At 31.3% G+C, this 24514-nt stretch carries 24 protein-coding genes and 1 tRNA gene; 20 read left to right on the top strand and 5 right to left on the bottom strand.

Annotation, left to right across the window (positions count from 1 at the left end; genetic code table 11):
- Positions 1 to 2: 2 nt before the first annotated feature.
- The 3 genes from dcuC to SLH33_RS11500 all read right to left on the bottom strand — a co-directional run bounded on the left by dcuC (position 3) and on the right by SLH33_RS11500 (position 4135).
- Entirely contained in the window at positions 3 to 1364 is a 1362-nt protein-coding gene (gene dcuC, locus SLH33_RS11510; RefSeq protein WP_320419253.1) for a C4-dicarboxylate transporter DcuC, read from the bottom strand.
- 16 nt (positions 1365 to 1380) lie between these two features.
- Positions 1381 to 2391, bottom strand: a complete 1011-nt coding sequence (locus SLH33_RS11505; RefSeq protein WP_320419252.1) for a lamin tail domain-containing protein — start codon at positions 2389 to 2391, stop codon at positions 1381 to 1383.
- Between the two features lie 244 nt (positions 2392 to 2635).
- Positions 2636 to 4135, bottom strand: coding sequence for a PLP-dependent aminotransferase family protein (locus tag SLH33_RS11500; protein WP_320419251.1), 1500 nt, complete (start codon positions 4133 to 4135; stop codon positions 2636 to 2638).
- An 87-nt stretch (positions 4136 to 4222) separates the two neighbouring features.
- Here SLH33_RS11500 and SLH33_RS11495 point away from each other — a divergent pair, with 87 nt between their 5' ends.
- The 9 genes from SLH33_RS11495 (at position 4223) to SLH33_RS11455 (ending at position 12017) form a co-directional block, all read left to right on the top strand.
- Positions 4223 to 5149, top strand: a complete 927-nt coding sequence (locus SLH33_RS11495; RefSeq protein ID WP_320419250.1) for a hypothetical protein — start codon at positions 4223 to 4225, stop codon at positions 5147 to 5149.
- A 137-nt stretch (positions 5150 to 5286) separates the two neighbouring features.
- Entirely contained in the window at positions 5287 to 6729 is a 1443-nt protein-coding gene (locus SLH33_RS11490) for a DASS family sodium-coupled anion symporter (protein WP_320419249.1), read from the top strand.
- 112 nt (positions 6730 to 6841) lie between these two features.
- A complete protein-coding gene (locus tag SLH33_RS11485) occupies positions 6842 to 8260 on the top strand; it encodes an SDR family oxidoreductase (protein ID WP_320419248.1) in 1419 nt (472 codons plus the stop codon).
- A 304-nt stretch (positions 8261 to 8564) separates the two neighbouring features.
- Positions 8565 to 8789 (top strand): hypothetical protein, encoded by a 225-nt coding sequence (locus tag SLH33_RS11480; RefSeq protein WP_320419247.1) that lies wholly within the window; start codon positions 8565 to 8567, stop codon positions 8787 to 8789.
- Positions 8790 to 8974: 185 nt separating this feature from the next.
- Positions 8975 to 9526, top strand: a complete 552-nt coding sequence (locus SLH33_RS11475; RefSeq protein ID WP_320419246.1) for a glutathione peroxidase — start codon at positions 8975 to 8977, stop codon at positions 9524 to 9526.
- Positions 9527 to 9994: a TspO/MBR family protein gene (locus SLH33_RS11470; RefSeq protein ID WP_320419245.1), complete on the top strand. Its 468-nt coding sequence runs from the start codon at positions 9527 to 9529 to the stop codon at positions 9992 to 9994.
- On the top strand, positions 9994 to 10461 hold the full coding sequence (locus SLH33_RS11465; RefSeq protein ID WP_320419244.1) for an SRPBCC family protein: 468 nt from the start codon (positions 9994 to 9996) through the stop codon (positions 10459 to 10461). The genes SLH33_RS11470 and SLH33_RS11465 overlap by 1 nt, the downstream gene beginning before the upstream one ends.
- Positions 10451 to 11758 carry a deoxyribodipyrimidine photo-lyase gene (locus SLH33_RS11460; RefSeq protein ID WP_320419270.1) on the top strand — a complete coding sequence of 436 codons (1308 nt, stop codon included), beginning with the start codon at positions 10451 to 10453 and terminating at the stop codon, positions 11756 to 11758. Before SLH33_RS11465 ends, SLH33_RS11460 begins: the two co-directional genes overlap by 11 nt.
- Positions 11759 to 11942: 184 nt before the next feature.
- A tRNA-Pro gene (locus SLH33_RS11455) sits at positions 11943 to 12017 on the top strand.
- A gap of 8 nt (positions 12018 to 12025) precedes the next feature.
- On the opposite strand, the gene SLH33_RS11450 is transcribed toward SLH33_RS11455, so the two are convergent.
- Positions 12026 to 12709 (bottom strand): Crp/Fnr family transcriptional regulator, encoded by a 684-nt coding sequence (locus SLH33_RS11450; protein WP_320419243.1) that lies wholly within the window; start codon positions 12707 to 12709, stop codon positions 12026 to 12028.
- Between the two features lie 114 nt (positions 12710 to 12823).
- On the opposite strand from SLH33_RS11450, the gene SLH33_RS11445 reads away from it, so the two are divergent.
- From SLH33_RS11445 to SLH33_RS11395, 11 genes are all read left to right on the top strand, one after another.
- Positions 12824 to 15199 (top strand): heavy metal translocating P-type ATPase, encoded by a 2376-nt coding sequence (locus SLH33_RS11445; RefSeq protein ID WP_320419242.1) that lies wholly within the window; start codon positions 12824 to 12826, stop codon positions 15197 to 15199.
- Positions 15200 to 15203: 4 nt separating this feature from the next.
- Positions 15204 to 15869 carry a deoxyribose-phosphate aldolase gene (gene deoC, locus SLH33_RS11440; RefSeq protein ID WP_320419241.1) on the top strand — a complete coding sequence of 222 codons (666 nt, stop codon included), beginning with the start codon at positions 15204 to 15206 and terminating at the stop codon, positions 15867 to 15869.
- 30 nt (positions 15870 to 15899) lie between these two features.
- Positions 15900 to 16598, top strand: coding sequence for a purine-nucleoside phosphorylase (gene deoD / locus SLH33_RS11435; protein WP_320419240.1), 699 nt, complete (start codon positions 15900 to 15902; stop codon positions 16596 to 16598).
- Between the two features lie 38 nt (positions 16599 to 16636).
- Entirely contained in the window at positions 16637 to 17998 is a 1362-nt protein-coding gene (gene hemN / locus SLH33_RS11430; RefSeq protein ID WP_320419239.1) for an oxygen-independent coproporphyrinogen III oxidase, read from the top strand.
- A 125-nt stretch (positions 17999 to 18123) separates the two neighbouring features.
- The gene (gene ccoS / locus SLH33_RS11425; RefSeq protein WP_320419238.1) at positions 18124 to 18285 is read left to right on the top strand and encodes a cbb3-type cytochrome oxidase assembly protein CcoS; all 162 of its coding nucleotides are present in this window, start codon (positions 18124 to 18126) and stop codon (positions 18283 to 18285) included.
- Positions 18286 to 18312: 27 nt separating this feature from the next.
- Positions 18313 to 20520 carry a cytochrome-c oxidase, cbb3-type subunit I gene (gene ccoN / locus SLH33_RS11420; protein ID WP_320419237.1) on the top strand — a complete coding sequence of 736 codons (2208 nt, stop codon included), beginning with the start codon at positions 18313 to 18315 and terminating at the stop codon, positions 20518 to 20520.
- Between the two features lie 6 nt (positions 20521 to 20526).
- On the top strand, positions 20527 to 20694 hold the full coding sequence (locus SLH33_RS11415; RefSeq protein WP_320419236.1) for a CcoQ/FixQ family Cbb3-type cytochrome c oxidase assembly chaperone: 168 nt from the start codon (positions 20527 to 20529) through the stop codon (positions 20692 to 20694).
- A gap of 12 nt (positions 20695 to 20706) precedes the next feature.
- On the top strand, positions 20707 to 21645 hold the full coding sequence (locus SLH33_RS11410) for a cbb3-type cytochrome c oxidase N-terminal domain-containing protein (RefSeq protein WP_320419235.1): 939 nt from the start codon (positions 20707 to 20709) through the stop codon (positions 21643 to 21645).
- A 32-nt stretch (positions 21646 to 21677) separates the two neighbouring features.
- A complete protein-coding gene (gene ccoG, locus SLH33_RS11405) occupies positions 21678 to 23099 on the top strand; it encodes a cytochrome c oxidase accessory protein CcoG (RefSeq protein WP_320419234.1) in 1422 nt (473 codons plus the stop codon).
- A gap of 16 nt (positions 23100 to 23115) precedes the next feature.
- A complete protein-coding gene (locus tag SLH33_RS11400; RefSeq protein ID WP_320419233.1) occupies positions 23116 to 23562 on the top strand; it encodes a FixH family protein in 447 nt (148 codons plus the stop codon).
- Position 23563: 1 nt separating this feature from the next.
- Positions 23564 to 24265: a sulfite exporter TauE/SafE family protein gene (locus SLH33_RS11395; RefSeq protein WP_320419232.1), complete on the top strand. Its 702-nt coding sequence runs from the start codon at positions 23564 to 23566 to the stop codon at positions 24263 to 24265.
- Between the two features lie 2 nt (positions 24266 to 24267).
- Here the strand turns inward: SLH33_RS11395 and SLH33_RS11390 are convergent, their stop codons facing one another.
- Positions 24268 to 24399 (bottom strand): hypothetical protein, encoded by a 132-nt coding sequence (locus SLH33_RS11390; protein ID WP_320419231.1) that lies wholly within the window; start codon positions 24397 to 24399, stop codon positions 24268 to 24270.
- Positions 24400 to 24514 lie beyond the last annotated feature (115 nt).

Here is a 24514-nt window from a genome sequence, read left to right as displayed (position 1 = left end):
GACTATATAAAGTGGTAAAAAAGCATTATGATTAATGCTACTACTAAGGGAATAAAATTTCTTTTTACAATTGCTAAAGTTGATACACCTGCTATTTCAGAAACAGCTATAATAACTCCTGCTACTGGTGAAATAGCTCTTCCCATTGATGCGGACAACTGCATTGGTAAAATTATTGAGGTACTTTTAACTCCTAATTTTGTTGCTATTTTAGGCACTAAAGGACCAAAAGCAAAAAAAGAGGCATTTCCGCTTCCCATTAACATTGAAGCTAAAAAAATCATTACCGTCATTACAACTCCAATACCTACTGCTTCAAAACCTAAGTTTTGTGAAGCCTTTAATAAACCATCTATAAATCCTAAACTAATAAGACCTTTAGCAAAAATATCTGCTGCTATAATTAAAGTGACTACAGATTTGAAGATGTTGCCCATTCCGTTCCAAAATATTTTTAAAGACTCTAGCACCATTTTAACATTCTTTGTCCTAACTAACTCAAAGACCATAGCTATAAATAAACTAATAAACATTGCTGTTGTAGTATCTAACACTATAGGAGTACTAAAAAAATTAAATAGTTCTGAAAACAGAATTAATAACAGTATGGGAAGTATAGGAATTATAGCATAGGCCATAGGAACATTTATCGTTTCCTCTTCTACTCTTACATCATTTGTTTGATTATATTCTTTTTTATCATAATATCTATTTACAAAATAGTAAGTGATCATCATTGAAATACTTAAGGGTATTACTAAAGGAATTTGATTGTTTACAAAAAAAGTTATAATATCTTCATTAGCAATGCCCGTTGCACTAACAGTGATTGCAGATGCAGGCCCTATACCAAATGCAGTACTAGCCGTAATTACAGAAGCTGCTGATATTTTACTTACACCTAACTTTGTTAAAATTGGAAATAAAGATGCCATGAGCAACAAGCTTAATCCTGCTGCTGAAGGTATAGCCACAAACAAAATTTGTCCTATAGGTATTACTAAAGAAGCTGCTAAATATGGTTGAGCTTTAAATAACTGTAAGGGTTTCATGGTTACATGAACTAACATTTTAGAAGCTCCAATTTGATCAATATATGCTACAAAACCTCCAATTGCCATAATCATTAACCCAACTCCTGCATTTGTTTTACTAAATGACTCTTTTATATGTTTGAAAAGATCAAAACCAATAAAATTAGTTGAGGAAGCAAGTGGAGGTATTTTATAATTTAAACTAGATGCCAATAACAACATTAAAAGGCCCAATATTATCAATACAGAATGGGGATTACGCTTTTTTAATAACAATCTTGCAGTAATAATTATAAAAATAACCGATAATAAAGGGCCTATACTAGTCATATTAATTTACCTAAATTTAGAATAAAGAACCGTCTACTTTTGTTCCTGGAGAAAATAAGGCTCCGTTTGCTTCAGGAACATCTGCTCCATGCTGAACGAAATCTCCTGTTAAATCTGGATATCTTGTATAAGATTCATCTGGATTGCCAGAAAGAGGTTCAATATCAAACGTAAGAAGGTCTTCTCCGTTTGTATTTTTTAGAGATACTACATCACCAGAATTTGTCATGTTTATTTGCCCTTCAGATGCTGTTTGCACAATAGCTCCTCCAAAATTTCCTGTAGGAGTTCCTCCTCCAAACAACACTAACACTCCATTATTTGGAATAACTGTACCTTGTGGAAATGTGTGTCTTACTTCAGCTCTATCTGAAATAGTATACCCTGAAATATCTAGTGCTGTACCAGAATTATTATAAAATTCAATAAATTCATCTTCATTTGCATCTCTAGTACCATCACCATTAGCATCTCCTGCTGAACCTGAAGCAGGATCATATAAGATTTCGTTAATAATTAATGAAAAAGGGCACCCATTAAATGCTCCTGGAGTTTGCGGACAATCATCTTCTGCATCTATAAAACCATCATTATCTGAATCTACAAAAGTATCATCATCAATAAGAGAAATATTAATATTGTATGCTGAATTTATAATTACATTACTTGTGGTACCTAAACTTAATTCAATAGTTTCAATTCCTTCTACATCTTCATCTTGTATACTATTTATAGTAATTTGACCTGAGCTTTCGCCTTTATTTATTACCATTTTTGTTGATGATATAGTATAATCTACATTGGTAGTTGCTGTACCTTGTATAACTAAAGGTATCATAATTTCATCAGCAGCAGCACCATTTATAGTTGCTGTTACTGTAATTGCGCCATTTTCTTCAGGCAAACTTGTCTCACTAGTATCCACCTCTACAAGTATTGGTAATACATCTTCTGTAGAACAAGAAAAAATAGTAATTAAGAGTAATCCTAGATATAAAGATCTAGAGAAAAAATTTTTGATTTTCATTTTAATTGGGATTTTAATTAAATGTATTATGTAGTTTCAAAACTAGCGGAGTTTGAGCGCAACAAAAGATACCAATATTAAAAAAAGAATAATACCAATTTTATTTTTGTATAAAAATTTAAAGGTTTTATAAAAAAACCGCGCTTTTTTTAACTATTAATAAAAATTTGAATTGAAAATTAAATAATAAAAAAATATAAATATGCACTCTATATAATTGGGAAATTTTTGCTTTAAATAGTGTTTATATAAAACTAGCTATTTTTTTAATTTTTTGTTTTAAAACTGTTGGTCTTACTGATGAATATCCTAAAATTAATCCGTACTCTTTTTTAGACGTAATATAGCATTTACTTAAAGGAAAAGCTATTACATCGTGCTCTGTAAGTTTTTTTATAATTTCTGTCTCATCTTCTTCTGTTGCTGAGTATTTGAAATAAGCTATTAAATGAAAACTAGAAAAAGGTTTTTGTTGTATAAACATGTTTTTACTTACCAATTCAAACTCAGATATAAACAAATCATATCTCTCTTTTGCAACTTCTATGCTTGTTTTAATGTGTTTGTATAAATAATTTTTTTCAATAAACTGATTCATAACCACCTGAATAGATGGAGATATAAAACGATGAGAGTGTTCTTGTAATGCTTCTATAGTACTTACTAGATATTTTGGCACAACCATATAGCCTAATCGGATTGAAGGATGCAACAACCTATTAAATGTTCCCATATAAATGGTTCTATCTTCTGTATCTAAACTATAGATAGTAGGAATATTTTTAAACGAATTTGCTATCTCATTCTCGTAATCATTTTCTATAATAAAACTTTTATTTTTTGATGCCCATTGCAATAGTTCTTTACGCCTTTTTAAGCTCATTTGGACACCTAACGGATAATGATTAGATGGAGTAACATGTATAATTTTCGGTTTCTTCTCAACTAATGCATTCATTTGGTCTATACTTATTCCTTCATGATCCAAATTAATGGGCAGTAAATTAGCTTGAGAACTTTTAAAAATAGAATGAACATTTGGAAAAACAGGATTTTCCAACACAACAGAATCTCCCTTATCAATTAAAGCATTAGTAATTAAATATAATGACTGTAATGAGCCTGAAACAATAACAATTTGTTCTGGATTGCATTTAATATTTCTACTTACATTTAAATAATTAGCTATACTTTTTTTTAATTCTTTAACTCCTGTTGATTGAGAGTAAGAAAGTCCTGATGATTTTATATGACGCCAATAAGTATTTAGTAATTTTTTCCATTGATTCACAGGAAAAACATCTAGAGGAGGCAACCCAGGTCTAAAAGCTATACTTGTATTAGGCTGTCTATTAATAAGAGGTATATTTTCCAAATAAGATTTTCCCTTTTGAGAAATTACCGGGTATAAGTTTTCGTTTAAAACTTTTGTTTTTTCAGAATCCTCAATGTCTGTGATAGCACGATCATAATTAATACGGTTCCCTGAGCCCTTTTTTGAAATAATAAGCTTTTCAAGTAGCAATAGCTCATAAGCTTTAATAACAGTTGTTCTTGACAAGTCCAACTCTTCAGCCAAGATCCTCGTTGCTGGTAATAGCCAATTATGGGGTAACTCTACATCAACAATACATTGCTTTATTGACCTATAAAGTACTATGTACTTATTCTGTGGTTTTATTTTCTTTTGAATGTTGAATGCTTTTTGTATTCTTTCAATTACAAATTTATTATTGGTATTCATTTTTTGTAATAATTGGTATTGCTAATGTATTGAATTTTGATTTTCTTTTGCCTCATCTATAACTAATTCTTTTAAAACATAAAAATTATGAAAATTAAAAAACTAACCCTATTTATTTCTTTCATTGTACTGTTGGTTTCTTGCAGCAAAGATGAATCAGGTACTCCAGCAACTGACCTACCAACAGACATTAATTTAGAAAAAGGAGCTGGAGTATTTACTTATAATTATAAATCAACAGAAGTAAACACTTCCTTAAATGTTTACTACTATATTCCTCAAAACATTACTACCACAACTCCCCTATTATTTGTTTTCCATGGAGCTCAAAGAAATGCTGATGAATATAGAGACGCTATGATTTCAAAAGCAAATGAATTCGGTTTTATTGTTATCACTCCAGAGTTTACTAAAGAGAGTTTTCCTGGAGGAGATGGCTATAATTTAGGAAATGTCTTTGTAGATGGTGATAACCCTACTGTAGAATCTTTAAATCATGAAAACGAATGGGCATTTTCTATTATTGAACCTTTATTTGATCATACTAAGAAATTGTTAAAAAATGAAAATCCTACGTATAGCGTATTCGGACATTCGGGTGGAGGGCAGTTTTCTCACCGTTTTATAATGTTTAAACCCAACGCAAGAATAAATAAAATGGTAACTTCTGCATCTGGTTGGTATACTTTTCCAAATGTTGCTGTTAAATTTCCTTATGGATTTGATGAATCCCCTCTTACAGACATATCCTTAGTTAACTTATTTTCAAAACAAATCTATGTGCAAGTTGGTGATAATGATGATGATCCTAATGCATCAAGTTTAAGACACAATGAATTTGCAGATGCTCAGGGATTACATAGAAAAGAACGTGCTGTTAACTTTTTTGAATACAGTAAAACATTATCAGAAGAAAATCAAATTCCTTTTAATTGGAACTTTGACATTGTTGAAAATGCTGATCATGACTTTGTTAAAGCTTCAGAAAATGCTGCTGATTTACTTTTTAAATAAAAAAATATTACTTTTTTAATAGATTAAATAATTTAACTTAAACATGAATGGGCAAATAAGTTAATCATCATAAAAACAAAAAATATACCACCTTAAAAAAAGGTGGTTTTTTGGGATAAAGTAAACTCAACATAAAAATGAATATATCAAGTAAAAAAATAGGATTGTTTTTAGGACCTATATTGTTTATAGTAATTAAATTATTTTTCCACCCTGAAGGCTTAAGCATGCCTGCCAATGCAATTCTTGCTTCCACCCTATGGATAGCAATTTGGTGGATTACTGAAGCTACTTCAATTTCAGTTACGGCTTTACTTCCTATAGTTTTATTTCCTTTAACTGGTGGTATGACACTAAGTTCCACCACTGCTTCTTACGGCCATAAATATATTTTTCTATTTATAGGGGGTTTTATATTGGCTATTGCTATTGAAAAATGGAACTTACACAAACGTATTGCTCTTACTATTATTAAAATAGTAGGCACTAACGTGAACAGAATAATATTGGGCTTTATGATAGCCACTGCTTTCTTATCAATGTGGATATCAAACACAGCAACTGCTGTAATGATTTTACCAGTAGGTATGGCAATAATTGCGCAACTAAAAGACAATCCTAAAACGAAAGAAGATGAAAATTTAACATTCGGAAAAGCATTAATGCTGGCAATTGCTTACAGCGCATCTATTGGCGGTATGGCAACTCTTATTGGTACACCACCTAATTTGGTTTTAGCAGGAGTTGTTGAAAAAACATATCACACAGAAATAACTTTTTATCAGTGGTTTATTTTTGGATTACCTATAAGTATAATTCTATTGTTTATTTGTTGGACTTATCTAACACGTTATGCATTTAAATTCAAGCAGAAAAGTTTTCCTGGAGGAAAAAATGAAATAGAAAAACAACTAAATGAATTAGGCAAAATGACATACGAAGAAAAAGCTATTTTAACTGTATTCTCTTTTACTGCACTAGCTTGGATTTGCAGATCCTTTTTATTATCAAAATGGTTTCCAGCTATAGATGATACCATTATCGCTATGATAGCTTCTGTAATTCTATTTTTAATTCCAAGCAGAAAAAAATATCAACCATTAATTTCTTGGGAAGATACAGTAAAATTACCTTGGGGAATTTTACTCCTTTTTGGAGGAGGAATGGCATTAGCGCTTGGTTTTGAATCAAGTGGTTTAGCAAATTGGATTGGTAGCCAATTAACAAGTTTAAATGGTATTTCTATTTTTATTATTGTATTTATTTTAATTGCTTCTGTAAATTTTTTAACAGAAATTACTTCAAACATGGCCACCACAGCAATGCTATTACCTATATTGGTTTCGTTAGCTCCTGTTATCAATGTTCATCCTTATATTTTATTGGTAAGTGCTACTGTTGCTGCTTCATGTGCATTTATGCTACCTGTAGCTACCCCTCCTAATGCTGTGGTTTTTGGCTCAGGTTATTTAAAAATTGAAGACATGGTTAAAAAAGGAGTCTGGATGAACTTAGCGTCAATTATTATACTAACCCTAATTGTTTATTATGTATTACCATTGGTTTGGAATTTAACTTAAACTATTCAGACTAATATTTTTATCTGATGTTTTTTTATTCATTGTTCAATTTGAAATCTAAATTAATTTTGTTTAATTTTTTATTATATTTGTTAAACAACTATTGTTTTAGATGAAAATTCTTATCACAGGTACAACTGGTTATATAGCAAAACGCTTAATCATAAAGCTTCATGAAGAAAAGCATGAATTAACCTGCTGTGTTAGAGATTTAAACAGGATACCCGATGAAATTCAAAGTTTAGGTAATATCGCGTTCTTAAAAGTTGATTTTTTAAACACTTCTAATATTCAATTTCCAAAAGATATAGATGTAGCTTATTATCTAATTCATTCCATGACTTCTTCAAAAGGAAATTTTGAAGCTAAAGAAATACAATGTGCATATAATTTTAAAGCTTTAGTTGAAAAAACAACTTGCCAACAAGTTATTTACTTAAGTGGTATTGTAAATGATAATATCTTGTCAACACATTTACGTTCAAGGTTAAATGTTGAGAAAACATTAGCTTCAAAAAAGTATGCCCTTACCACCTTCAGAGCTGGAATAATAGTAGGTAGCGGTAGTTCTTCTTTTGAAATAATTAGAGATATTGTTGAAAAGCTTCCCATTATGGTGGCTCCTAAATGGTTAAATACCAAAACACAACCCATAGCAATAAGAGATGTTATTAGCTTTTTAACAAACGCTTTATTAAAGGAAAATCTATACAATAAGTATTATGATATTGTGGGGCCAGAAGTTTTAACCTATAAACAAATGCTGTTACAATTTGCTGAAGTAAGAAATTTAAAACGGCATATTATAACGCTTCCAATTTTATCTCCCCGATTATCTTCATATTGGCTATATTTTGTCACCTCAACTACTTTTAAATTAGCCCAAACTTTAGTAGACAGTCTTAAAGTGGAAGTTATAGGTAAAAAAAGCAACATTAACTATATTTTAAATATTGAGCCCATTTCCTATAAGGAAGCAGTATCATTAGCATTTCAAAAAATTGAACAAAGTGAAGTTATATCAAGTTGGAAAGATGCTATAAGCAGTGGTGTATTTAAAGATCAATTATCCAAGCACATTCAGCTACCTCAATTTGGCTGTTATAAAGATGTAAGGTTTAGAGAAGTTAACGACCTAAATTATACACTAACAAAAATTTGGTCAATTGGTGGAGAAAACGGTTGGTACAAATTTAATTGGTTATGGAAAATAAGAGGAATTATTGATAAAGTATTTGGAGGTGTTGGATTAAGAAGAGGAAGAACACACTCAAATTATCTAGAAGCAGGAGATCCTTTAGATTTTTGGAGAGTTTTATATGCAAATAAAACAGAAATGAGATTGTTACTCTTTGCTGAAATGAAATTACCCGGTGAAGCTTGGTTAGAGTTTAAAATTGTAAAGAACAGACTATACCAAAGAGCCGTTTTTAGACCTAAAGGTTTGTTAGGCAGAATGTACTGGTATACGGTTTTTCCTTTTCATGGATTTGTTTTTAGCGGATTAATTAATGAATTAACAAAAAAATAACATCAAAATCTTAATATATTATGAATAATGTAAAAAGTTTTTATATATTTGATTTACTGTTGATTTTTATCAGTAGTAAATTTTTCCTTAAAACTCTACCCTACATTCTTAAAACTTTTGATTGTTATACAATCAATATACATAGAAAAAATCAATAAGTAGATTATTGAAATTTATGGTTGTTTGCAAAAAAAATTAATCCATTCCCCTACATTTGCAAATCCCCATTTTTAAATAGCAAAAAACCTAACTAACTATTAGTTTAGAAAATAAGTGAAATTGTTGAATTTAATTTAATAGAATTATGTCAATCATTGAAAAAGCCCTTGAATTTGAAAATAGAAAGTTAAAATTTCCAACCACTAGCGATCGAATTTTAGCTTCAAGAGAAGCTAAAGATTTGATTTTATCTTTAAACGAGGTTTATAAAAAAACAAAAGACAATGAAATAATGGATATTATGAAACGTCTTACTGCTATTAAGCAGCGAATAGAAAAAAGATTAAAAGGAAAACCATTAACAGAATAAATTTTGAAAAAATTAAGTATTGTTAGAGGAAGTAAAGAATTTTTGTTAACTAAATTTTTCTTTACTTCTTCATCAAAAACTTAAGTAATTTTTTTAAAACAAAAGAGTAAAGTAAACCGTACTCTACTTTAAAAAGTAACTGTAACTATATATCATTTGATTTCAATGATATAAACCCTTGCTATATGAAAACTTTATATGTACTACCGTTTTTAATATTATCTCTTTACTCTTGTAAATCACAAACCAATAAAAACACCACTAATATGTCTGTATACAATGTAAAAATTAACACTTTACAAGGTAAAGAAATAAATTTTTCTGATTATCAAGGAAAGAAAATTTTATTTGTAAACGTGGCTTCTAAATGTGGTTTTACTCCTCAATATGAAGGTTTACAAAAGCTTTCTGATGAATATAGTGAAAAACTTGTGGTTATTGGTGTTCCATGCAATCAATTTGGAGGACAAGAACCCGGAACTTCCTCTGAAATACAAGAATTTTGTCAGGTTAATTATGGAGTAACATTTCCTATTACCGAAAAAGTTGATGTAAAAGGAGACAATCAACATCCATTGTATAAATTTTTAACTGATAAAGATTTAAATGGTAACAAAAACTCATCAGTAAAGTGGAATTTTCAAAAATATTTGGTAGATGAAAATGGTAATTTAATAGATTATTGGTACTCAATTACCAAACCTCAAAGTAAAAAAATTACCAAATACTTACAATAAATGTTTACTAAAAAAGGTAAGCTTTTCTTTCTATTTTTAGTAATAAACCTTTTGTGTTTATATATTGGGACTGTATTAATGGATAATGGTCCTCAACAAAAGTGGTATTTAAGCTTAAACAAAGCACCATGGACACCACCTGGTTGGGTTTTTGGAACCACTTGGGTGTGTATAATGATTTGCTTCTCTTTGTATTCATCACATTTATTTAATAAAAATTCTTCAAAAAAAACTTATGTAATTTATGCCTTACAAATAATATTAAATATTAGTTGGAACTACATTTTTTTTAATCAACATTTAATATTAGCTGGTTTATTTATACTCTTTTTTCTTTTTGCTACTATCTTATACTTTTTTTTAAATTTTAAAAATGAAGTAAAAAAACTACGATTTTTATTAGCCCCATACATTATTTGGCTTGCTATAGCAATATCTCTAAATTTCTACATCTTAATTTACAACTAATGAAAATTTACCAACTACATAAGAAACAAAAATTACCAATTAGTGTTGATAAAGCTTGGGATTTTTTATCTGACCCTAAGAATTTAAAAGTTATTACTCCAAACTATATGGGGTTTAACATTTTATCTGGAGCAGAACGAAAAATGTATCCTGGTCAAATAATTCAATATATAGTTACTCCTGTTTTAGGTATAAAAACAAAATGGGTTACAGAAATCACACACGTAGTTGATAAAAACTATTTTGTTGATGAGCAGCGTTTTGGCCCATACTCGCTTTGGCATCACAAACACTTTATAAAACCAATTGATGGAGGTGTTGAAATGGAAGATATTATTGATTACAAACTTCCCTTAGGTATTCTTGGACAAATCATACATCCAATATTAGTAAAACCTAAATTGGAAGAAATTTTCGAATACCGTAAAAACAAATTAATTGAACTTTTTGGAGAATATAATGGATAGTATATCTATTTTTTGGTTTCGTCGTGATTTAAGACTAGAAGACAACCATGGTTTGTTTAAGGCTTTACAATCAGACAGTAAAATACTACCTATATTTATTTTTGATAAAAATATTTTAGAACAACTTCCAAAAAACGATGCTCGAGTAGGTTTTATTCATCAACAGCTTTTAAAAATTAATTCGGTCTTACTAAAACATAATAGCGGTTTAACCACACACCATGGTACTCCTAAAGAAGTTTTTCAAACTCTTACCAAAAAGTTTAAAATAAATGCTGTTTACACCAATAAAGACTATGAACCGTATGCTTATAAAAGAGATAAAGAAATTGAAAATTTTTTAAACTCTCAAAGTATTGAATTTTATTCATATAAAGATCAGGTAATTTTTGAAAAAAAAGAAGTTGTAAAAGATGATGGAACACCGTACAGAGTATACACTCCTTATTCAAAAAAATGGTTATCTATTTTTAACAAACAAAAACCTACTTTTTATTCTTCAGAAAATTTATTAAAAAATTTAGCTTTAGTTGAAAAACCACAACTCTTATCGTTAGAGGAAATCGGTTTCCAAGAATCAAACATCAAAATCCCCAATTTTAATATCAACTCTCATTTAATAGAAAATTATGAGGAAACCCGAGATTTCCCAGCTATAAACGGAACTTCTCATATAGGACCCCACCTTCGTTTTGGAACTATTTCTGTTAGAAAAGCTGTTGATAACGCTCAAAAAAGTAAAAACAATACTTTTTTAAAAGAGCTTATTTGGCGAGAGTTTTTTATGCAAATCCTGTGGCATTTTCCTAAAACGGTTACTGAAGCGTTCAAACCCGAATACGATCATATAAAATGGAGGAATAATGAAAAGGAGTTTGAAAAATGGAAACATGGAAAAACCGGATATCCATTAGTAGATGCCGGAATGCGTCAACTTAACAGCACCGGCTATATGCATAACCGAGTACGAATGTTAGTAGGTAGTTTTTTATGTAAACATTTACTTATAGATTGGCGTTGGGGTGAAGCCTATTTTGCAGAAAAACTTCTAGATTTTGAATTAGCAAGCAATATAGGAAACTGGCAGTGGGTAGCAGGTAGCGGCGTAGATGCTGCTCCTTACTTCAGAATTTTTAATCCTACTACCCAAATAAAAAAGTTTGATAAAGATTTACAATATATCAAAAAATGGGTTCCAGAGTTTCAAGAGCTAACATATCCAGAACCTATGGTTGACCATAGCTTTGCCAGAGAACGTTGTTTATCTACTTACAAAAAAGCTTTAAATAATTCTTAAAATTAGTAGTTTTAAGAAAACAACTTGTTTGGAACAAACGCTAAAAATTAGCATAATAATGTTGTTGAAATTCATGGCGGTAATTTTATTAACAAATTTGTTTTCCTCTGAATGGAAACACAAATTTTAATTTTAAAATTTTAAATCCATTTTTTTCAGAGCTTTTTTTATATTTGCCTTCACTCGGGATGTAGCTTAGTCCGGTTAAAGTGCTGGTCTGGGGGACCAGAGATCGGAGGTTCGAATCCTCTCATCCCGACTTAACTTTTATAAACCCTCAGCTAAAATTTTTAATTTTGGTATATTCAACACAAAAATTTCTTTTCCTTTTAAATCAATCAGGTTGTTTTTCTTGAATTCAGATAACAATCTGATTGCTGACTCAGTTGCAGTACCAATAATATTAGCTATATCTTCTCGGGTGAGATGAATAGAGTTTATTCCTTCTTCTGTTTTAAAATTCTCATGCAGGTATAATAATGTTACTGCTAATCGCTGTTTTACAGTTTTTTGGGCCATATCAACAATAATATTATCTGCATTTTTTAAAGACAATGCTAATTTCTGCATCATACCCATAGTAAAATTCGGATTTCTTTGAAGATTTTTTATCACTTCTTCTTTGGGTATAAAACACACCTCAACATCGTTTAAAGCAACCGCTTTTAAATTTGAAGACTCATTACTTATTAAACTACGTTCCCCTATTAAATCTCCTTTTTTTATTAAGTTGATAATTTGATCTTTACCATTATCACTCATTTTAGAAACTTTACAAACACCATTTCTCACACAATATAAACCGTTTATATGCTCTCCTTCATCAAAAAGAACTTCTCCTTTTTTTATTTCTTTAGATGATTTACATAATGACAAACGAATCAATTCATCCTTAGTCAATTCTTTAAAAGCATTTAATTGCCGAATACCACATTGTTCACATTTACCCATATTATTGTGCCTTTCTACTATCAAAAGTAACTATTGTTAAATCGAATAACATGACAAATATCATATTTTAAACTTACAGTTTTTGTGACTTTTGTTACAGGCAAAAGAGTAAATATGAAAACTACACAATGTTATCATTGCGGTAACGATTGTAATGATGAATCAATACAAATAGAAGACAAGTTTTTCTGCTGTAATGGCTGTAAAACTGTGTATGAGATTTTCGCAGAAAATGAGTTGACTTGTTATTATGATTTCCAAAACAATCCGGGAGCTGTTCCACAAGAAATTAAGGGGAAATATGATTTTTTAGACAATGAAGAAATTGCAAAAAAACTGCTAGATTTTGATGATGGTAACACACAAATAGCTACGCTTTACATTCCGCATATTCATTGTAGCTCTTGTATTTGGGTACTTGAAAACCTACATAAACTCAATGATAACGTAAGTAACTCGCAGGTTAATTTTCCAAAAAAAACAGTGAGAGTTGCTTATAATTCTGAAAAAACTTCCTTAAAAAATATTGTTTTACTGTTAAGTTCTATTGGATACGAACCTTATATCAGTTTAGAAGATTATGAAGTTGGTAAAAAGAAAGTTGATAGAAGCTTAATTTACAAGTTAGGCGTTGCAGGATTTGCGTTTGGAAATGTAATGCTACTGTCATTTCCTGAGTATTTTGAAGTAAATGAATTTTGGCTAGAAAAGTTCAAGCATGTTTTTCGTTGGATCATGTTTGCTTTTTCTTTACCTGTAGTTTTTTATGCTGCTCAAGACTATTTTGTATCGGCCTATAAAGGATTAAAAAATAAAATTTTAAATATTGATGTACCTATTGCCTTAGGGATTTCAGTTTTATTTATCAGAAGTTCAGCCGAAATTATTTTTGATCTAGGATCTGGTTTTCTCGATAGTTTAACCGGATTGGTTTTCTTTTTATTACTCGGAAAATTCTTTCAGCAGAAAACCTATAACTTCTTATCGTTTGAGCGTGATTATAAATCGTACTTTCCAATTGCGGTTACAAAAATAAATAAAGATCAATCGGAAGAAAACATACAAATTTATGATGTTGAAAAAGGTGATAGATTATTGATTAGAAGTCAGGAATTAATTCCAACAGACGGAATTCTAATCAACGGTAATGCACAAATAGACTATAGCTTTGTCACAGGTGAAGCTGATCCAGTTGCGAAAAAATCGGGAGACAAAGTTTTTGCCGGAGGAAAACAAATGGGTGATGTTATTGAAATTGAAGTGTTAAATTCTGTTTCTCAAAGCTACCTAACACAATTATGGAGCAACGATGTTTTTCAAAAAGATAAAACATCAACTTTTAAAAATTTAACCGATAGTATTAGTCAGCATTTTACTATCGCTGTGTTAACTATTGCTATAATTGCAACTTCTTTTTGGCTGTATGTTGATGCATCCAAGGCATTGAATGTTTTTACAGCTGTATTGATTATTGCTTGTCCGTGTGCCATAGCATTAGCTGCGCCTTTTACTATGGGAAATATGCTTCGTATTTTTGGTAAGCTAAAATTCTATCTTAAAAATGCCTTGGTGGTTGAGCAATTAGCCCAATTAAACTATTTAATTTTTGATAAAACCGGTACACTAACCACTAACGCTAAAAACAATATTGAGTATCAAGGTAAAGAAATAAAATCCGAAGAAAAATCGATTTTAAAAAGCTTATTAAGAGCTTCTAACCATCCTTTAAGTAGAAATTTATACAATTCATTAGAAGAAGTTTCGGCAATACCTGTTGAAAATTTTCAAGAACACATTGGCAAAGGATTAGAAGGTAACTATCAAGATACTCGTATAAAAGTAGGCTCTTCATCTTTTGTTACAAATGCTAATGAAGTGAATAATTTAGATACATCTGTTCATCTAAGCATCAACAACACTTACAAAGGAAAGTATGTATTTAAAAATAGCTATAGAGAAGGTGTAAAAAAATTATTCGATAAACTTTCAAAACACTTTAAACTAGCTGTCGTTTCTGGTGATAACGAAGGAGAGAAAAAATATTTAACCAATATTTTACCAAACAATACACAACTTCTTTTCAATCAAAAATCAGAAGATAAATTAAATTATGTAGCGCAACTACAAAAAGAAAATTTCAGCGTTGGAATGATTGGAGACGGATTGAACGATGCTGGAGCTTTAGCACAAAGTAATGTGGGAATTGCTTTATCAGAAAACATCAACGTCTTCTCCCCTGCTTGCGATGCCATTTTAGATGCTCAAAAATTCAACCAGATTGATAATTATATAGTAGCTGCAAAAAAAGCTGTTAGAATCGTTAAATATTGTTTTTTACTATCTTTAGTGTATAATATTATTGGCTTATATTTTGCTGTTACTGGACAGCTAACTCCTGTAGTTGCAGCAATTTTGATGCCTTTAAGTTCAATCAGTATTGTGGTATTTACTACAATCAGCACTAATCTAATCGGAAAAAAACTTAATTAGACTTATGAAAATTCAACGTTATATAGATCATACTTTATTAAAACCAACTGCTACTGAGCAAGACATAATTCAACTTTGCAATGAAGCAGCACAACATCATTTTTATGCAGTTTGCGTTAACGGATGCTACGTTCCACTAGCCAAAGAACAACTTAAAAACACTACTGTAAAAGTAGCTGCTGTTATCGGTTTTCCGTTAGGCGCCATGAGTACCGAAGCTAAAGTTTTTGAAGCTAAAAAATGTATTGAAAATGGTGCCAATGAAATTGACATGGTAATCAATGTAGGCATGTTAAAATCTGGCGACAATGAATATGTTGAGCAAGAAATTGCACAAATTAAAGAAGCTATTGGTGACAATGTTTTAAAAGTGATTTTAGAGAATTGTTACCTAACTAAAAAAGAAATTGAATTAGCGTGTCAACTATGCTTGAACGCAAATGCCGATTTTGTAAAAACCTCAACTGGATTTGGAACCGGAGGAGCAACTTTTGAAGATGTTGCAATTATGAATAGTATTGTTGATGGTGAAGCACAAATAAAAGCTGCGGGTGGTATTCGTGATTTAGAAACCGCATTAAAATATATAGAAATGGGCGTTACTCGCCTTGGAACCTCATCAGGTGTAGCATTGGTAACCACTGGTATTGCTGATAAAAACCAATACTAATCTAATTCATTATTAAACTACAAAAAAATTATGAGCGTACATATTGAAGCAAAAAAAGGAGAAATAGCCGAAACCGTTTTATTACCCGGAGATCCAATGCGTGCTAAATGGATTGCTGAAACTTTTTTAGAAAATCCGGTTTGTTATAATGAAGTGAGAGGAATGTTAGGTTATACCGGAATGTATAAAGGTAAAAGAGTATCGGTACAAGGAACAGGTATGGGAATTCCATCTTCATTAATTTATTGCCATGAATTAATTAATGATTACGGTGTTAAAAATTTAATTCGTGTAGGCTCTGCTGGTTCGTATCAAAAAGATGTGAAAATAAGAGATATAGTTATTGCCATGGCAGCTTCAACCAACTCAGGGTTAAACACTATTCGTTTTAATGGTGCTGACTTCGCTCCTACTGCCAGTTTTGAGTTATTTCAAAAAGCTGTTGAGGCTGCTAAAAAGAAAAATATTCCTTTGAAAGCTGGTAATATTCTAAGTTCTGATGAATTTTATGCCGATGAATTTGAAAGTTATAAAAAATGGGCAGATTACGGAGTTTTATGTGTTGAAATGGAAACCAACGGGTTGTACACCGTTGCTGCTAAACACAACGTAAATGCACTGTCTATTTTAACCATTTCCGACAGTTTGGTTACTGGTGAAAGAACCACTGCTGATGAGCGAGAACAAACCTTTAAAGAAATGATACAAATAGCTTTGGAATTAGCTTAAGAGCCAACTCAAAAGAATCAAGAAATTACAACAAGAACATGAGTTCACTTATACAAAAATACAACGTTCCGGGACCGCGTTATACAAGTTACCCTACCGTTCCGTATTGGGACAGCACCACTTTTTCTAAAGAAAAATGGATTGAAAGTTTTAAAAAATCGTTTTACGAAAGCAATACTTCCGAAGGAATTAGCTTATACATTCATTTACCATTTTGTGAGAGTTTATGTACGTTTTGTGCGTGCCATAAACATATTACCAAACGCCACGAAGTAGAAGAAGATTATATCGACACTCTTTTAAAAGAATGGAAATTATACATTGATCTGGTTGATGAAAAACCCATCATAAAAGAAATTCATTTGGGCGGTGGCACACCTACTTTCTTTTCAGCAGAAAATCTACAGAAGCTAATCAACGGATTATTAGCAAATGCTAAAAAACATCCAAATCATGAGTTTAGTTTTGAAGGCCATCCAAACAATACCACAAAAGAACATTTACAAACTTTGTTCAATTTAGGTTTTACACGCGTTAGCTTTGGCGTACAAGATTATGATCTAAAAGTTCAAGAAGCCATTCATAGAATTCAGCCTTTTGAAAATGTTGAAAACGTAACGAATTGGGCAAGAGAAATTGGATATACATCGGTAAGTCACGATTTAATTTTCGGGCTTCCATTTCAAACAAAAGAAAATGTTATTGATACCATTAACAAAACCAAATTATTAAAACCTGATAGAATTTCTTTTTACAGTTACGCTCATGTTCCGTGGGTAAAAGGTGTTGGGCAACGTGGATTTAATGAAGAAGATTTACCCAAAGACGAAGAAAAGAGAGAACTCTATGAAATTGGAAAGCAACTTTTTGCAGATTTGGGCTACGTTGAAATTGGAATGGATCATTTTGCGTTACCAACCGATAGTTTGTATGAAGCTACTCAAACCAAAACCCTACATAGAAATTTCATGGGTTATACTGCCAATAAAACTCAACTAATGATTGGTTTAGGAATGTCAGCAATTTCAGATTCTTGGTATGGGTTTGCTCAAAATGTAAAAACAGTAAAAGAATATCAGCAAATGGTAAATTCAGGAGAAATTCCTGTATTTAGAGGACACGTTTTAACAGAGGAAGATTTAGTTGTTAGAAAACACATTTTAAATATTATGTGTCATTTTTCCACTTCTTGGAAAGATAAAAATGAATCGTTTGGTTTCCTTGATCAGTCTATTGATTTATTAAAAGAAATGAAACAAGATCATCTATTAGAAATTAACAATAACCACTTGATTGTTGAAGAAAAAGCAAAACCTTTTGTTCGGAATATATGTATGGCTTTTGATGTAAGGCTCCAAAAACAAAAACCAGAAACCAAACTCTTTTCCATGACTATTTAAGATTTAAAAACTCGAGGTTTTAGCCTCGAGTTTTTTCTTTTATAAAAAATTCAAACATGACAAATATCATGTTTTAAACAGTAAAGCAAACCTACTTTTGATGTTGTAATTATCAGGCAATAAAAATGAGCGTAATCTATCTATTACTTACCATTAGCATTATAGTAGCTGTACTGTTTTTTATAGTATTTATCATTTCTGTAAAAAAGGGTCAGTTTGATGACACCTATACTCCATCAGTTAGAATGCTGTTTGATGATGAACTTATAAAAGAAGAGAAAAATTAACTAATTAATAACTAAAATCAATTCAATATGGAAATGCAACAATTTTATTACGATAACAAAATCGTAAAAAAATTCGTTTACGCTACAATGCTTTGGGGAATTGTTGGCTTTTCAGTAGGGTTACTTCTAGCTTACATGTTCTTGTTTCCGAATTTAACTGAAGGAATTTCATGGTTAAGTTTTGGTCGATTACGCCCACTACACACAAATGCAGTAATTTTTGCCTTTGTAGGAAATGCAATTTTTGCCGGAGTTTATTATTCACTTCAACGCTTGTTAAAAACAAGAATGGCTAATGATTTTTTAAGTAACTTAAACTTTTGGGGGTGGCAACTTATTATCGTTGCCGCAGCTATCACCTTACCTTTAGGATACACTACTTCCAAAGAATACGCTGAATTAGAATGGCCTATAGATCTTGCCATTGCAGTAGTTTGGGTAGCTTTTGGTGTAAACATGATTTGGACCATTTTAAAAAGACGTCAACGACACTTATACGTAGCTATCTGGTTTTACTTAGCAACATTTGTAACAGTTGCAGTATTACACATTTTTAATAGTTTAGAATTACCAGTGTCATTATCTGGCATGAAGAGTTATTCAGTATATGCTGGTGTACAAGATGCTTTGGTACAATGGTGGTACGGACATAATGCTGTAGCATTTTTCTTAACCACTCCTTTCTTAGGATTGATGTATTATTTCGTACCAAAAGCAGCTAACAGACCTGTGTATTCATACAGGTTATCGATTGTTCACTTCTGGTCATTAATATTCATTTATATCTGGGCAGGACCTCATCACTTATTATATTCTGCGTTACCAGATTGGGCTCAAAACTTAGGAGTTGTATTCTCTGTAATGTTAATCGCTCCGTCTTGGGGAGGTATGATCAACGGATTATTAACCTTGCGTGGTGCTTGGGATAAGGTAAGAGTTGACCCTGTTTTAAAATTCATGGTAGTAGCTATTACCGGTTATGGTATGGCAACTTTTGAAGGACCAATGCTATCGTTAAAAAACGTAAACGCAATCGCTCACTTTACAGATTGGATTATTGCACACGTACACGTTGGAGCACTAGCTTGGAACGGTTTCTTAACCTTTGGTATGTTATACTGGTTAGTTCCTAGATTGTTCAAAAACAAATTACACTCTACTGGTTTGGCAAACTTCCATTTTTGGATTGGTACATTAGGTATTATTATGTATGCTTTGCCAATGTATGTTGCTGGTTTTGTACAAGCATTCATGTGGAAACAATTTAATCCAGATGGTACATTGACGTATGGTAACTTCTTAGAAACAGTCCAAGAAATTATTCCAATGTATTGGATGCGTGCAATTGGGGGTAGTTTATACATATTAGGTGCATTAGTAATGGTATACAACCTTGTTAAAACTATTAAAGCAGGTAGTTCCGTTACTGATGAATTAGCTGAAGCAGCAGCTTTAACTCCGGTCCCATCATACAGAACAAGTAATGAGGGTTGGCACACTTGGTTAGAAAGAAAACCTATCAAATTAACCATCTATGCAACTATAGCTATCTTAATTGGTGGAATGGTGCAAATTATTCCAACTATTTTAGTAAAATCTAATATCCCAACTATTTCAAGCGTACAACCATATTCTCCTTTAGAAATTGAAGGTAGAGATATTTATATACGCGAAGGTTGTGTGAGCTGTCACTCTCAAATGATTCGTCCTTTCCGTAGTGAAGTAGAGCGTTATGGCGAATACTCAAAAGCAGGTGAATATGTTTATGACCATCCATTCTTATGGGGTAGTAAACGTACCGGACCTGATTTATTAAGAGTTGGTGGTAAGTATAATGACAATTGGCACTTAAACCACATGTACGATCCACAAAGTACATCACCTGGTTCTATTATGCCATCATACAAGTGGTTGTTAAGAAATAAACTTGACAAATCGGGTACTGAAGATAAAATGAGAACAATGGTTACTCTTGGGTCTCCTTATTCTGATGAGGAAATTGCCAATGCTCAACAAAGTATGGATACACAAGGTGCAAAAATTCAAGAGAGCTTATATAACGATCCAGATTTTGCTAAAACCTATGAGCAAGACAAACAATATGCAACAGAAAACGGTATTGAGTTTGTTGAAATGAAAGATCGAGAAATAGTTGCCTTAATTGCCTATTTACAACGTTTAGGTACCGATATTAAAGTGAAAGATGTACAAGATAAACTAGGTTCAAAAAACTAAAAAATCATGTTGAAATTTGTTAAAAATCATATGGAGAGCATTGTGGGTATAGAAATATACCCAATCATCTCACTAACTATATTCTTTTCCTTTTTTCTAATTCTTTTTTGGTGGGTTTTCACAGCTAAAAAAGAGCATATAAAAGAAGTTAGCCAAATACCATTAGACAATTAATACGTATCTAAAATGAAAAAATATATACAATCAATAGCATATATTGCTTTTATAGGTATTACCTCTTGGGCAATTATCACTGCTATCAGATCATACGAAAATCCTTTTAGCTTATATGAGCACCCATTAGTATGGATTGCCTTAGTTGCCTTAATACTAGTGGTAGCTTTAAAAGAGTGGTTAAATGTTACTGCGCTTAAAAAAACTGAAGAACTTACCATGGAAAAATTAGGTATTTCTCTTGAAGAAGTTGACAATTGGGCGTGGGCTAAAAAACTTATAAATAAATGGACGAAAGCTCGTGCCATTGAAGAAGAAGCAGATATTGAATTAGACCATAATTATGATGGAATTAAAGAGTTAGACAACTCACTTCCACCTTGGTGGTTATATCTTTTCTATATAACTATGGTTTTTGCGGTAGTGTATTTAGTAAGATATCATATTTACGGCGCAGATAATCAAGCATTAGAATATGAAAAAGAAGTTGCGCAAGCTAAAATAGAATTAGCAAAGTATAAAGCTGCAACACCCGATGCTTTTGACATTAACAATGTTACTTTATTAACTGAAGAAAGTGATTTAGCGCGTGGAAAAGCAGTATTTAACTTAAACTGTGTGGCATGTCATGCCGCTGATGGTGGTGGAGGTATTGGACCTAACCTAACCGATGAATTCTGGATTTTAGGGGGTGGATTTAAAAATGCTTTTCACACTATTTATAACGGTGGTAGAGATGGAAAAGGAATGGTGGCTTGGAACAAAACTCTGAAACCAATCGATATTCAAAAAGTAGCCAGTTACGTAATGTCTTTACAAGGAACTACGCCTGCTGCTCCTAAAGCACCACAAGGTGATAAATGGGTAGAAGAAGGTGCAGCACCTGAAGCTACTCCAGAACAACCCGCAGAAGAAAATGAAACTCAAGCAACAACACAAACTGAAGAATAACAATATCCGAAATTAGTTTTTAATAGTTGATTATGGAAACACCCAAGAATGAAAAGTTTAGAGACAGTATTGGTACAATTAATGAAGAAGGTAAACGTTCTTGGGTGTATCCTAAAAAACCCAGTGGTAATTTCTATAAATACAGATCGTATGTAAGTTACTTTTTATTAGTTATACTATTTTCGGCTCCATTTATTAAAATCAACGGAAATCAGTTTTTACTTTTCAACGTTTTAGAACGTAAGTTCAATATTTTCGGATTTCCTTTTTGGCCACAAGATTTTCATTTAGTGGTAATTTCAATGATTATTGGAGTGGTATTTATCACTTTATTTACCGTAGTTTTTGGTCGTATTTTCTGCGGATGGATTTGTCCGCAAACCATTTTTATGGAAATGGTTTTTAGAAAAATTGAATATTGGATTGAAGGCGACCGAAACAAACAAATAAAACTCGATAAACAACCTTGGAATGCTGAAAAAATTAGAAAGAGGATTACCAAATGGACAGCTTTTTTCATTATCTCCTTTTTTATAGCAAATATCTTTTTAGCCTACATAATTGGTAGTGATGAATTATTAGGTTATATCACAGATGGTCCCTTAAATCACTTAAATACATTTATTGCTTTATTAATTTTTACCGGAGTTTTCTATTTCATTTTTGCATGGTTTAGAGAGCAAGTATGTATCATTGCTTGTCCGTATGGTAGATTACAAGGAGTGTTATTAGACAACCAATCGGTCGTAGTGGCTTATGATTATGTACGAGGTGAAAAAGAAACTGGTAGAGCTAAATTCAGAAAGGATGAGGACAGGGCAACCACTGGTAAAGGCGATTGTATTGATTGTAAACAATGCGTATACGTTTGTCCTACTAACATAGATATTAGAAACGGAACACAATTAGAGTGTATAAACTGTACTGCTTGTATTGATGAGTGCGATACTATGATGGAAAAAGTAGGATTACCAAAAGGATTGATTCGCTACGCAAGCATAGATAATATTGAAAAGAAAACACCTTTCAAATTTACAGCTCGTATGAAAGGATATTCTGCAGTGCTATTCATTTTAGTTGGAGTTTTAATAGGCATGCTCTTTTTACGAAATGATGTTGAAGCAAGAATATTACGTTTACCAGGGCAATTATATCAACATAAAGAAAACGGAATAATTAGTAACGCGTATTCTTACAAAATCATTAACAAAACTGTTGATGAAATAGAAGATGTAAGCTACAAATTACTATCACACAAAGGAAAAATAGAAACAGTAACACATCAAAACTTTGAAGTTCCTAAACAAGGATTAGCAGAAGGCTCATTATTTATTGAACTCCATCAATCTCAATTAACAAAAGAAAAAATGAAAATTAAGATTGGGGTGTATAGTGGTAATAAACTTATAGAAACCACAACCACTAGCTTTTTAGGACCAAGAAGTTATAGATAATTTAAAATTAAAACTTATGAAATTCAACTGGGGCACGGGCATAGTAATTGCAATTATGGCATTTATAGGGTTTATCATGTTTATGGTAGTAACCATGATAACCGACAAAAATTATGATCATGATTTGGTAACAGAAAAATATTACCAAAAAGAGTTATCCTATCAAAAAAATATTGATGCTATAAAAAACGCAAAAAACTTAGAGCATCCTGTTGAATTGATTAAAACCAATGAAGGTTTAAAAGTTTTATTTCCAAGTAATTTTAACCCTACTGAAATAAAAGGTAAAGTGTTCCTATATAGACCATCTAATAAAAAGTTAGATTTTGAACTGCCTATATCAATCTCTAATCCATATTTGCTCGTGCCTGAGAATAACTTATTAGGTGGTCGTTGGAACATTGAAGTAAGTTTCAACTACAAAAATAAAGACTATTTAGTTACTAAAGAACTGATCTATTAACATGTTACTTTCTGCTATCATATTTGGTTTACTAGGAAGTTTTCATTGCATAGGTATGTGCGGACCTATAGCTTTTATGTTACCTGTTGATAGATCTAATCAAGTAAAACAATTCTTTCAAATTATCAGTTATCATTTAGGTAGAATAATATCTTACGGAATTATTGGTTTTTTATTCGGTTTATTAGGAAAAGGATTTCAGTTATTTGGATTTCAACAGCAAGTATCAATAATAACTGGTGCTTTAATGATATTGGCTATAATATTACCAAGTCTGTTCAAAAAAATAAAAATAACCGATTCTTTAAGCAGAATGGTAATCAAACTAAAATCTGCTTTAGGAAAAGAATTAAAAAAGAAAAGAAACGATACCTTTTTTACGATTGGTTTTCTAAATGGTTTCTTACCTTGCGGTTTAGTATATATGGCTATCCTCGGAGCCATTGCTATGTCAACACCTTTAAAAGCAAGTATATATATGGCTTTATTTGGCTTAGGAACAATTCCCTTGATGTCTGCAGTAGTATATGCAGGAAACTTTGCCACAGGAGTTTTCAGAAAAAGAATTCAGCAAATAATACCAATACTAGTTGTTTTTATTGGTATTCTATTTATTTTAAGAGGTTTGGGCTTAGGCATCCCTTTTTTATCTCCACCTACTAATGTTAGCACATTAACTGAAGCTGCTAAAGGATGCCATTAATATTACTTTTTGCTTTTACCACCCATAATTAAAAACAAAACAGCAGTAATAAGTATTATACATACCAATGCAAAAACTGCAATCATTAATGCGCCATTAGACCATGATACTATAGGTAAAAAAAATTGTTTCATAATTTTGTTTAGTTTACTTCAAAAATACCTATCTACAGAGCTCTAAAAAATGACTTTTATCATGTTAGTTGATTATAGAAGTTGTAATTTTATAGTACAATTTTAAAGTCAATGT

The sequence above is a fragment of the Tenacibaculum sp. IB213877 genome (assembly GCF_034043975.1).
Classification (GTDB): domain Bacteria; phylum Bacteroidota; class Bacteroidia; order Flavobacteriales; family Flavobacteriaceae; genus Polaribacter.
This window is presented reverse-complemented; position numbering and strand designations above follow the sequence as displayed.

Bases quoted from the DNA above. Each gene is read 5' to 3' on its own strand.
- SLH33_RS11415 (WP_320419236.1), top strand. From the start codon at position 20,527: ATGTTGAAATTTGTTAAAAATCATATGGAGAGCATTGTGGGTATAGAA.
- SLH33_RS11395 (WP_320419232.1), top strand. From the start codon at position 23,564: ATGTTACTTTCTGCTATCATATTTGGTTTACTAGGAAGTTTTCATTGC.
- ccoN (WP_320419237.1), top strand. From the start codon at position 18,313: ATGGAAATGCAACAATTTTATTACGATAACAAAATCGTAAAAAAATTC.
- SLH33_RS11390 (WP_320419231.1), bottom strand. From the start codon at position 24,399: ATGAAACAATTTTTTTTACCTATAGTATCATGGTCTAATGGCGCATTA.
- SLH33_RS11400 (WP_320419233.1), top strand. From the start codon at position 23,116: ATGAAATTCAACTGGGGCACGGGCATAGTAATTGCAATTATGGCATTT.
- ccoG (WP_320419234.1), top strand. From the start codon at position 21,678: ATGGAAACACCCAAGAATGAAAAGTTTAGAGACAGTATTGGTACAATT.
- SLH33_RS11485 (WP_320419248.1), top strand. From the start codon at position 6,842: ATGAAAATTCTTATCACAGGTACAACTGGTTATATAGCAAAACGCTTA.
- SLH33_RS11445 (WP_320419242.1), top strand. From the start codon at position 12,824: ATGAAAACTACACAATGTTATCATTGCGGTAACGATTGTAATGATGAA.
- SLH33_RS11475 (WP_320419246.1), top strand. From the start codon at position 8,975: ATGAAAACTTTATATGTACTACCGTTTTTAATATTATCTCTTTACTCT.
- SLH33_RS11465 (WP_320419244.1), top strand. From the start codon at position 9,994: ATGAAAATTTACCAACTACATAAGAAACAAAAATTACCAATTAGTGTT.
- SLH33_RS11495 (WP_320419250.1), top strand. From the start codon at position 4,223: ATGAAAATTAAAAAACTAACCCTATTTATTTCTTTCATTGTACTGTTG.
- SLH33_RS11470 (WP_320419245.1), top strand. From the start codon at position 9,527: ATGTTTACTAAAAAAGGTAAGCTTTTCTTTCTATTTTTAGTAATAAAC.
- SLH33_RS11500 (WP_320419251.1), bottom strand. From the start codon at position 4,135: ATGAATACCAATAATAAATTTGTAATTGAAAGAATACAAAAAGCATTC.
- deoC (WP_320419241.1), top strand. From the start codon at position 15,204: ATGAAAATTCAACGTTATATAGATCATACTTTATTAAAACCAACTGCT.
- dcuC (WP_320419253.1), bottom strand. From the start codon at position 1,364: ATGACTAGTATAGGCCCTTTATTATCGGTTATTTTTATAATTATTACT.
- ccoS (WP_320419238.1), top strand. From the start codon at position 18,124: ATGAGCGTAATCTATCTATTACTTACCATTAGCATTATAGTAGCTGTA.
- hemN (WP_320419239.1), top strand. From the start codon at position 16,637: ATGAGTTCACTTATACAAAAATACAACGTTCCGGGACCGCGTTATACA.
- SLH33_RS11480 (WP_320419247.1), top strand. From the start codon at position 8,565: ATGTCAATCATTGAAAAAGCCCTTGAATTTGAAAATAGAAAGTTAAAA.
- deoD (WP_320419240.1), top strand. From the start codon at position 15,900: ATGAGCGTACATATTGAAGCAAAAAAAGGAGAAATAGCCGAAACCGTT.
- SLH33_RS11410 (WP_320419235.1), top strand. From the start codon at position 20,707: ATGAAAAAATATATACAATCAATAGCATATATTGCTTTTATAGGTATT.
- SLH33_RS11505 (WP_320419252.1), bottom strand. From the start codon at position 2,391: ATGAAAATCAAAAATTTTTTCTCTAGATCTTTATATCTAGGATTACTC.
- SLH33_RS11490 (WP_320419249.1), top strand. From the start codon at position 5,287: ATGAATATATCAAGTAAAAAAATAGGATTGTTTTTAGGACCTATATTG.
- SLH33_RS11450 (WP_320419243.1), bottom strand. From the start codon at position 12,709: ATGGGTAAATGTGAACAATGTGGTATTCGGCAATTAAATGCTTTTAAA.